Source organism: Okeania sp. SIO3I5, assembly GCF_010672085.1.
Classification (GTDB): Bacteria; Cyanobacteriota; Cyanobacteriia; order Cyanobacteriales; family Microcoleaceae; genus Trichodesmium.
The window spans coordinates 24,459-35,665 of record NZ_JAAHHT010000080.1; the positions used below are offsets into that span (position 1 = coordinate 24,459).

General features: G+C 32.7%; 5 protein-coding genes and 1 pseudogene. 4 read left to right on the forward strand and 2 right to left on the reverse strand.

Annotated features, from left to right (window positions below):
• Positions 1–173: 173 nt before the first annotated feature.
• The 4 genes from F6K40_RS18835 (at position 174) to recR (ending at position 6,296) form a co-directional block, all read left to right on the forward strand.
• Complete coding sequence (locus F6K40_RS18835) at positions 174–2,759, forward strand: hybrid sensor histidine kinase/response regulator (protein ID WP_293138533.1); 2,586 nt, start codon at positions 174–176, stop codon at positions 2,757–2,759.
• Positions 2,760–3,490: 731 nt separating this feature from the next.
• Positions 3,491–4,177 carry an N-acetylmannosamine-6-phosphate 2-epimerase gene (locus F6K40_RS18840; RefSeq protein WP_293138535.1) on the forward strand — a complete coding sequence of 229 codons (687 nt, stop codon included), beginning with the start codon at positions 3,491–3,493 and terminating at the stop codon, positions 4,175–4,177.
• A gap of 722 nt (positions 4,178–4,899) precedes the next feature.
• A complete protein-coding gene (locus tag F6K40_RS18845; RefSeq protein ID WP_293138537.1) occupies positions 4,900–5,025 on the forward strand; it encodes a hypothetical protein in 126 nt (41 codons plus the stop codon).
• Positions 5,026–5,699: 674 nt separating this feature from the next.
• On the forward strand, positions 5,700–6,296 hold the full coding sequence (gene recR / locus F6K40_RS18850) for a recombination mediator RecR (RefSeq protein ID WP_293138547.1): 597 nt from the start codon (positions 5,700–5,702) through the stop codon (positions 6,294–6,296).
• A 693-nt stretch (positions 6,297–6,989) separates the two neighbouring features.
• On the opposite strand, the pseudogene F6K40_RS18855 reads toward recR, so the two are convergent.
• Positions 6,990–7,169: pseudogene (locus tag F6K40_RS18855) on the reverse strand (element excision factor XisH family protein); the annotation flags it as partial.
• A gap of 110 nt (positions 7,170–7,279) precedes the next feature.
• Entirely contained in the window at positions 7,280–11,188 is a 3,909-nt protein-coding gene (locus F6K40_RS18860; RefSeq protein ID WP_293138539.1) for an NACHT domain-containing protein, read from the reverse strand.
• Positions 11,189–11,207 lie beyond the last annotated feature (19 nt).

The following is an 11,207-nucleotide window of genomic DNA, read 5'->3' on the forward strand; positions in this document are numbered from 1 at the left end:
GGAAGCTGAGTTGAATTGCTCATTGAAACTAATCAGGAATAACCTATATGAAAAATATTTTATGAGGATATGTTAATTTGGAATAATTTACAGTTAGATTAAACAATCTAAAATCTAATCAGTATTTGATGATTGCACAAACAATGCTCTTTGTACGGCTTTAGAATAGTATTATGGCCATTTCATACAAAATAACTGGGGAAATGCCCAGTTTCCCACCTGCAAAACCAAATTTAATTTTGTCTTTAAATATATTTGAGCTATTAAGTCAGCTCTTGCAACAAACAGTTCAAGGTTTAGATAGCATAGTCATTACGGAAGATATATTTGCCACTACTCAATCCCTTATATTTTCAGGGGTAAAGTTCACAGCAGTTATTTCAAAGGAGTTTAATGGACTTTTGTGGGGCAAAGTAGTTAAGGAGTCAGCAGACAATCAGAGCCAAAGTAAAGAACACCAAGAAAAAAATTATAATTTCCAATTTAACTCTTTTAGGTTTCCCTTTTCAAAGACAAATTTGGGAAATTTAAAATTTAATGTAGGTTTAAGTTTTGCTCCAGAGGCAATTCAACTTTTTGTACGCCAAATTATTAATACATTAGAGGCAGACAAAACTCAATTAGAAATTATATCTCAACTTAAATCTAGAATAAATCATCTAAAAGTAAATAATGCTAATATCCAGAGTGAATTTACTTTAAAATTACTCAAATTATTAACTGATAATGACAATATAGATTCGATTTTAGAGCCGACAAGTCATCAAAAACCAAAGATTAAAAAAAATCATCCTGAGCCATCAAAATTACTTTCAATAAATGATTCAAAAATTAATTTTCATGGTATATCTACTACTGATAGTGAATTAATAACACAAACTAATTTGCCACAAAATAATAAATTATTAGCATCAGATTCTGTTCTGAGTCATCAACAATATTCATTAGTATGTAAACCTATTGAGACAGCTCTACACCAACAATTAGAACAAGAAAAACTCCTGAATCAAGTCACAGCTCAAATTCGTCAAAGTTTAGAACTGCCAGAAATTTTATCAACTGCTGTAAAGCAGGTCAGAAATTTTATAAAAGTTGATAGATTATTGATTTATGAATTTGATAATCCTTTGTTATTAACAAATAATATTACAGCAGTCAATCAACAAAAAGGAGTTGTGAAATATGAAGCTTTGGCATCTGAGCAAATTTCTTCTGTATTAGGTTTAAGTGAAGGAGAAAATTGTTTTTTACCCTCTAATGAATCTATAGTTAAATATAGCAAAATCTCTATTAACACCATAGCTGATGTAGAAATATCTTATGCTAGATTTCCTTGTCTACTAGATTTGATGCGACAATATCAAATCAAAGCTAAATTAATAGTACCAATTATAGTTGATCAAAAATTGTGGGGATTATTAATTGCCCATCAATGTTCTGAGCGAGAGTGGCAAGACAATGAAAAAAGATTTCTCAAAGAAATTGCAGAACATCTAGCTATAGCAATTTATCAAGCTCAATTATATGCAGAATTACAAAAGCAAAAAGAAACTTTAGAAAAACGAGTAGTTGAGCGAACTCAAGACCTTTATGATGCAGTTCAAAGTGCAGAATCAGCTAACCGTGCTAAGAGTGAATTTTTAGCAACAATGAGCCATGAATTACGCACTCCTCTTACCTGTGTTATTGGTATTTCTTCAACTCTTTTGCAGTGGTCTTATGGCAACAGAGGAGCTAAAAAAATGCCAATACAAAAGCAAAGAATTTATCTACAAACAATTCACGATAGTGGCGAACATCTGCTGGAATTAATCAATGATATTCTCGATTTATCTCAAGTAGAAGCAGGCAAAACAGTCTTGAAAATTAGTGAATTTTCTTTATCGAAAGTCAGTTATGAAATTTGGCAAAATTTTAGAGAAAAAGCCGAACAAAATGAAGTTCAACTATTTTTTGAACATCATATAAATCCAGAGTTAGATAGATTTACGGCTGACAAAAGGAGAGTTAAACAAATTCTTTTTAATCTTCTGAGTAATGGGATTAAATTTACTCCTAGTGGGGGAACTGTCACACTTAAAGTTATGAGAGATCAAAATACAGCAATTTTTCAAGTGGAAGATACTGGTATAGGAATTTCTCAAGAGCAAAAACCATTGTTATTTAAGAAATTTAAACAACTAGATTCTCCTTATAGTCGTCAACAAGGAGGTACTGGTTTAGGTTTGGCTTTAACTAAACAATTAGTTGAACTTCATAATGGAATTATTCAGGTAGAATCTACTGTTAATGTCGGCTCTATTTTTACAGTTAAATTACCAGCACAACCACTCAAATCAGCAAATGAAAAACTCAGACAAAAAGGAGAAAGTTTATCAAATATTTTATCCTTGCAAGGTACTGTAGTATTGATTGAACAAGAAGAAGATATCGCTACAGTAATTTGTGAGATTTTGACAGCAGCAGGATTAAAAGTTGTGTGGATAATAGAAGGTTCTACTGCTGTTGAGCAAGTTATTTTGTTGCAACCTGTTGCTGTAATTTTAGATATGCACTTGCCAGGAATTAATGGTATAGAAATTATTGAGCAGTTACGCACAACAACTAGCAGTAAAAATATTAAAATTTTGGCATTAACTACTTTTAATACAGAAATAGATCGGGAAAATTGTTATGCTGCTGGTGTGGATGAATGTTTGCCTAAACCAATTAATCTTGAATATTTATTGAGTAGAATGATAGATTTACTAACTAATTAGGAGTCAGGAGTCAGGAGTCAGGAGGAAAGTAAGGAGTAAGGAGTAAGGAGTAATAAGTAAGGAGTAATAAGTAAAGAGTAATAAGTAAGGAGTAATAAGTAAGCAGTCAGGAAGGAAGAGAATTTAGAAAAATTTACTATTTGCTGAAAATGAAAAATTTTTTTATGCCGAATTAAGCGGATTTGAGATAAATTATGAATTTTAATTACTACAAAATAATTTTTGAATTATGACTAAAGGGAAGAACGAGTAATAAGTAATAAGTAAGGAGTAATAAGTAAGGAGTAATAAGTAAGGAGTAATAAGTAAGAAGTAATAAGTAAGAAGTAAGGAGTCAGAAGTAAGGAGTCAGGAAGGAAGAGAATTTAGAAAAATTACTCTTTGCTGAAAATGAAAATTTTTTTTATATCGAATTAAGCGGATTTGAGATAAATTATGAATTTTAATTACTACAAAATAATTTTTGAATTATGACTAAAGGGAAGAAAGAGTAATAAGTAAGGAGTCAGGAGTCAGGAGGGAAGAGAATGTTATCACTGGTATTTTCAATTATGACTAAAAAACATCCCAATTTACTATTACTAAAAGGCTAATATTCAATTATCAGTTATCAGTTTTGAATTATGACTAACAAAGATCCTAATTTACCATTACCAAAAAGTTTAATAGTTTCTTGTCAAGCTCCTCTTTTCAGTTATCAGTTATCAGTTATCAGTTATCAGTTTTGAATTATGACTAACAAAGATCCTAATTTACTATTACCAAAAGGTTTAATAGTTTCTTGTCAAGCTCCGACAAATTCCCCTTTACATCATCCAGAAGTAATTGCAGCAATGGCACAAGCATCTATAAATCAAGGTGCGGTGGGAGTCAGAATAGATACCCCATCCCATATTCGGGCGGTGCGACAGAGAATTACTCAACCTATTATTGGTTTGTGGAAGCAACAAATACCAGGGTTTGAAATTTATATTACCCCCCGTTTTTCAGATGCTGAAGCGATCGCTCAAGTTGGTGCGGATATTATTGCTATTGATGCTACTCTCAGAAAACGTCCGGAGGGAGTGACTGTAGAAACATTAATTGATTTCATCCACAATGAATTGGGAAAACCAGTAATGGCAGATGTGGATACTATGGAAGTAGCAAGGGTAGCAGCAGCAGCAGGTGCGGATTTTATTGGTACTACTTTGTATGGTTATACTCAGGAAACTAAAACAGAATCTCCTCCTGGTTTTGAACTATTAAAGCAGATGGTAGAAAGTTTAGGAGTTCCGGCAATTTGTGAAGGTGGTATTGCTTCTCCAGCAATGGCAAAAAAAGCTATTAATTTGGGAGCTTATGCTGTTGTTGTAGGTACGGATATTACAGGAATTGATAGTAAGGTTAAAGCTTATAGATTGGGATTAGGGGAGTAGGGAAGTAGGGGAGTATTTTTCAACTTTATGAAAATATTTTTCCCATTACTCCTAGGAAAAATTCCTGAATATTTTTTGACTATACCTTAGTAAGTAGGGTTTGCTGAAAAAGTATTATTGCTGTTTCTAGTAGTCGGTAGTCAGTAGTCAGTAGTCAGGAGAAATGGGAATTTTAGAGGAGATAGTCAGAAAAATTGAGGGACAATTTTTCTGTCATAATCATCCCAAAATACTACTTTTTGGCGGCAAGAGCTATAAAAGCTGGTACTTTTTAAGGACTCAAAAATCCTATAACCTTTACCTGTCAATCCTTTTATATTTAATCAGCAAGCCCTAAGTAATTTAAGTTGAATAAAAAATCATGCATATGGGCGAATTACCCCATCTAACATTTAGAATATCACAAAAATTGTGAGGATGCAACCGAAAATTCTTTGACGCGCCGATTTTTTCGGGTAGCTCTAGAAAATGAAAATGTTGGTAATTTTGCACTCAAGACAAGAGTGGTAGATGGAAAGATTTGATCAGGAAAAAACAACCATTAATGGGAAACTCTCAAAGATGAAAATATTTCTGCTATTGCTCCTGAGAAAAATTCCTGAAGATTGAAAAGTTTTTTCAGTCAGGAAACTTGGTTGAATAAAAAATCATGCATATGGGCGAATTACCCCATCTAACATTTAGAATATCACAAAAATTGTGAGGATGCAACCGAAAATTCTTTGACGCGCCGATTTTTTCGGGTAGCTCTAGAAAATGAAAATGTTGGTGATTTTCGACTCAAGAGTGCTAGATGGAAAGATTTGATGAGGAAAAAACAACCATTAATGGGAAACTCTCAAAGATGAAAATATTTCTGCTATTGCTCCTGAGAAAAATTCCTGAAGATTGAAAAGTCTTTCAGTCAGGAAACTTGGTTGAATAAAAAATCATGCATATGGGCGAGTTACCCCAACTAACATTTAGAATATCACAAAAATTGTGAGGATGCAACCGAAAATTCTTTGACGCGCCGATTTTTTCGGGTAGCTCTAGAAAATGAAAATGTTGGTGATTTTCGACTCAAGAGTGCTAGATGGAAAGATTTGATGATGGAAAGATTTGATGGAAAGATTTGATGGAAAGATTTGATGATGGAAAGATTTGATGGAAAGATTTGATGATGGAAAGATTTGATGATGGAAAGATTTGATGATGGAAAGATTTGATGATGGAAAGATTTGATGATGGAAAGATTTGATGATGGAAAGATTTGATGATGGAAAAAAAAGGATTTCAACTGTATCTGTCCTAATTGATAATTCATACAGTGGATTGCCTTGGTGAAGTACACCTCGGAGCGGTCAAGATGCCCACACTCAGAGCATTTAATTTTTAGTACCAGTTAAGGTAACACCTGCAATGCAGGAGGATATGTTATATTTGACTATATCTTTATAAACTATATCAAGCCCGATGCTTCAGCGATCGCGACTGATAACTAATAACTAATAACTAATAACTAAATCGGAGGAAATCCAAAATTTATACACGACCTTTAGCTCGGTTAATTGAACAATTACAACAATTGCCTGGAGTTGGCCCTAAAACAGCACAACGTTTAGCACTACATATTATTAAGCGCCCGGAAGCCGAAGTTCAAGCTTTAGCTCAAGCTTTGGTTGATGCGAGGAAAAAGGTAGGTTTATGTGAGAAATGTTTCCATTTATCTGCTGAACCTATTTGTGAAATTTGTCGCAACCCTCAGCGAGATAAGGAGGTTATTTGTGTTGTCTCTGACTCCCGCGATCTTATTGCTTTGGAGAAAACACGGGAATATAAGGGTGAATATCATGTTCTGGGGGGAGTCATTTCGCCGATGGATGGCATCGGACCGGAACAGTTGACTATTCAACCGTTGGTACGGCGAGTTAGTCAGGGAAATATTCAGGAAGTGATTATTGCTATTAGTCCGAGTGTGGAGGGAGAGACTACTACTTTATATGTTGGTCAGTTGTTGAGACCTTTTACAAAGGTGACGCGCATTGCTTTTGGTTTGCCTATGGGAGGAGATTTAGAATATGCCGATCAAGTGACATTGGCGCGTGCGTTGGAGGGAAGGCGGGAGTTGGAAAGTTAAAATTCAAAGTTCAAAATGGCTTTGTTGCAATAGCCATAGAACATCCGTTCCGCTTTTTGGTTAGATCCGACATGAAAGGTGAACCTAGTGGCTGCTATATAGCGCTACGCGCAATTCATGCATTCAAAATTCATGCATTCAAAAATAATCCCTGACGCTCGTTTGAGCATTTATAAACGTCCTAACCTATTTGCGTAGTGCTATATCACCCTCTTTCTATTATTCTATTGGCCAATAGTTAAATGGCTCAAAGCCTTTGCTGGTATAAGTTTCAGCCTTTTTTTATCAATCTTTGATGCTTTATTCATTTATTGGCCAATAGTTAAATGGCTCAAAGCCTTTACTGGTATAAGTTTCAGCCTTTTTTTATCAATTTTTGATGCTTTATTCATTTATTGGCCAATAGTTAAATAGCTCAAAGCCTTTACTGGTATAAGTTTCAGCCTTTTTTTATTAATATTTGATGTTTGATTTATTTATTAGATTTCTTGCAGAAGTCAGGGAATAGGGAATGAAATTGTTGATTTCAGCTCTTGAATTGATTTCATTTTTGATTTTTGGAGATGTTTATTGAACAATAGTTGTAGGAGTATGAAGTACATAAGCTTGGATCTTGTGCGGAATCCATAAGTTTTCATACAACAAAGCTATTCGCTCATTCGCTCATTCGCTCATTCGCTCATTCTAAATTCATTTTATTTCTACAGCAATTTTTTGGTTACTTTTCTCTGCTGCAATTAACTTTTCTGCTCCTAAATCTACAAATAAATCTTTTTTACCGATAGATAAAATTAAAGGATCGTGTGTAATATTCCAACCATCTTTAATTAAGGCATTTTTTACGGCATCGTGGTATAAGTCTTTCGCTGGCATTAACTTTTTTTCCTCATATCTAAAAATTAGCAATAATTTTCCCAGTGAAGTATTTTATCGATACTTTTATGCAGGACTACGAAATTTTTATTCGCTGAAAGAATAATTTTCTAGAATGGTATTGGATCTGGGTCATAAAAGTCGTTCTTACCAACAATTTCAAGGTATCGTTCCATTGCTATTCTTAATACTGAACTACTATAAACAGCAGGTTTTCTCAAAATTTCTTCTAGAAATGTACGCCACATCAAATGTTTTTCGGAATCCATTGGAATTTCCTTGAGAAACTTATTCCAAGCTTCTTCTTCTGCTTCTGTTTTTGGATTTTCTAAATTATTCAAAATCAAACTTTGATATTGCTTCTCTTCGATAGGATAATCTGACAAAGATAGAAGTGTTATACCGATTAGACGATCTTTCGTTTTTTCTTTGTGAATAAATTCTATTCCTAAATTGAAATATATAGAAATATCTGGGAACAATTGTCTTTTTGTTGCTATTGAACGATTAGATGAATCCCTTATTGCTTTGAAAATCAATGCGCTGCCAACACGAACTGATTTATTGCTATGAGTCAGCAATGGTGTAAATCTAGAAATATATTTTTCATCAGGTTTAATAAAAGATTCATATATGGCTACTATGTCTATTTCGATTGGGTTATTTCGTCGTTTATATCTGTCTACTTCGATTAGCTTATATAGTGGTAATGTAGTAAACAAATTAGGTGCTAAATCTAAGATATTAGCATCATGTTTAAGCAGCTTTAGGAATAAAGTTATACCTAAGCTAGCAGGAGGAAAAGGGTAAGATTCAGAATACTTCTCAAGAAATAATTCAAGAATTTGACGTGCATAGTCTATAACTTCTGAAGAATATGACCAAATACCTGTAAAGATTAACCATAAATTTTTATATGGCTTTTCTCTATTTTGTATTGCTTTTTCAACAATAGTTAGCATTTTTTGTAGTTGCTCTGGAGGATATTCTAAGTCTGGGTTGAATGAGTAAAATGCGAGATATGCTCCTACTAATTCATATAGTTTAACTCCTATTTTTCTAGCAGTAGAAATTAGTTGAGGAAAAAACTCATCTAATCCCATTGATGTTAGTAAGGCAATAATAAGTCGTTGTTTTTCTTTGTCATTATCTTTATCTAAAAATTCTTTAATTACTTTATCTATTTCTTCAGCAATAGATATTTGAGTAGAACCATCCAAATAATCTAAAAAATTTGCAAATGTATCTTGTTGATTAGTATTTACCTTAATAGCTAAGGTTAAAAGAGGCAAAAAATCATCTAGTTCTGAGATAGAGCATAATCTATCAAAATAGTCTGGTAAGGGTGAATTATCTTTAATAAAATTCCCAAATAACTCTATATTTTGTTTATCTGGTTGATTAAATAACCAAAAAACTGTCCAAAGGGCTAGTTTGACTGGTAAAATGAAATCATTATTTTGTACTAACCGAGCAACACTATCTATTCTTTCACTGGGAATATCTAAAGTATATGAAGTGTTCCTGGATTTGATTGATATATTAATATTAGTATCAGACAAAACATTGATTTCAATTTCTTTAAAAGGTTTCCTTTGCCTATAATTAGCTATTATTTGCAAAACTTCTAACAATAAAATCAATTGCTCTGCTAATCCTGGAGGTTGTGTAAATTCCCAGTTTATTTTTTCTGAGTGATGTAAATAAAATCGCCAATTTTCAATAACTACCCCTGCAAGTTTTTCAGATTGACTTTCAGAAAGTGACCAAAACCTTAATAGTTCCTTTTTATCATCTCTAGACAAAAATTTAGTTACTATATCTTTATTCTCTATCCAGTATGACCAATAATTTTCTAAACGTTTTGCTATCCATACAAAGTCAGGTATATGCGGTACAGCAATATTAAAAGCAGATAAAATTAGATTCTTTTGTTCACTCTCAAAAAGTGCATCTATTTTTTCTTTAAGAAAATCTTCTTGTGGAAAATATCTGCCATAAATATGCAAGGCATTTTCCCAACAACTCTCTGGAAAATTTATACCGTTAAATTTACCTTCTAAAACTTTTCGTAAAAGATCATTTTTATCTGCTTGAGATAGCTGTTTTGTATAAGAAATTAGCTGAGACATTTGCTCACTTGTAAGTCCTGTATCTAAAACTTCTAAACCATAATCAATTAAATCATATTGGATATTACGATATTTAGATTTAGTTAAAGAACCATCCACTACTACCTTTAAAGCAAACCAAGCACCAGGTCTTAAGAAAGAATTTTGATTGTGATTTTTATTTTCTTTGTCTAGCGGACGACAAACTTTGGTCAAAATTTTCTGAGATTCTTTTTTTCCTGAATCTCTAACAATTCTACCTGCTAAAAATAAAGAAACATATCGCCAATGTTCTGAATCAACTGCTGCAATTTTTTCCCTCAATTTTTTAAATTTATTACCTTTTCTAAAAAGATAGACAGCAGCAAAAAATTCTTGAAAAGACCTAAGTTCAAAGCCAAATAGTCCTGGTTGTGGTTCAACAATCAAAACTAATCTATCTTTAGCATCAGTCACAAATTGCTCAATTGTATCATTAATATCTTCATTGGATGAATAGTCATCGTTTTCTCGTAATACTTTCTTAATTGCCTTTCTAAATTCATCTTCTGGTAAAAGAGACTGAACGTTAATATTAGAATTATCAGCAGTATTAGAAGAAGCACGCTCGTGTAACAAATAGCCCAAGTAAGAATGAACATTAAGAAGAACTTCGTCACCAGTCTTAATTAAGTTTTTGTCTTTACTTTTTTCTCGCTTTAGTATGATTGTCCAGTAATCATTAAATAAGGCTTCTCTTTCCCCTGGAGGTCTTCCGCCACTTTTAATAAGCAGTAAGATAATAGTTACTTGCAGGGGAGTTGTTAACAACCTAGAAATTCTCTCATCTTCCCCACATTCTTTGAGAATATCAAGTATTCTTGTTTGTTCTCCATCATCAGTTTCTTTAGTTCTTACCCATTTTTGAGCATATTCTGTTACCTGTTCTTTTTTCAGTTCCAATATTTTCAAATGACGAAATGTTTCAAAATAGGAATCTTTTTGATACATAATAGGACGAATAGGACGAGAAGTTACTACTACTTTTAAATCAACTTTTATGTATTCTGCCCAGTCTAAAAAAGTATTAATTTCATCAACCATTCGCTCTTGTAGACGAGCATCTGAAATTTCATCTAATCCATCTAAAATTAAGAGGCATTCTTTCTTTTTAAAAATATCTTGTATGCTAGCAGCAGATATCCCTTCTGGTTTAAATATAATTTTACCAATTTCTATTGCTAGGTAATTTTCTAAACGAGAAAATTCATTTCTATCTCTATTTGATAACCATTGAGCAAAATACTTCAAGACTACTCGAAAGGGAATGCGTTCAACTTTTATATTTTCGGTAAATTCATATTCTCTATTTAGATATTTAGCTCTATGTACTTGAGCAAGTTGTTGCCCTAAAGTAGATTTACCTTGACCCGGACCACCAATAATTACGACTTTATTGTACTTTTTTTCTTCTTTTGTAAAGTATTCCATAGCCAGAATATCATTTTTGTCCGTAAATAAATCATCTTCAACTGTGGCTCTTATCCTAGCTTCAGTAGGTAATTTTTTATCCCACGGTTTAAGAAAAAGGTCGATAAATACTTCTTTGAGATTAGTACGTTCTTCACTTGCTTCTACTTCACCTGCTTGATATAAATCTACAGATTTATCCCTACTAAATAATACAGAAAGATAATTTCTAATATTTTCTTTCAGACTAGGATTTAATTCTCTACTTTGGGTATCAATTTGTTGTTTTTGATGACTATAATTACGTTTTTCAGTTTGGCTTTCCTTTTGCTGTTTCCGATTTTTCCAGACTAGCTCTAATTGTCTTAGATTTTCTTGCTTTTTATCAGAATGCCAAAGAGTAAAAGTCAAACTTCTAATACCTTTACTTTTTTCGCTAGACGTACTATTTTCAGTCACAAGACGGGATTGCTTCGAG

Coding starts and splice junctions, on each gene's coding strand:
- F6K40_RS18835 (WP_293138533.1), top strand. CDS start 174: ATGGCCATTTCATACAAAATAACTGGGGAAATGCCCAGTTTCCCACCT.
- F6K40_RS18840 (WP_293138535.1), top strand. CDS start 3,491: ATGACTAACAAAGATCCTAATTTACTATTACCAAAAGGTTTAATAGTT.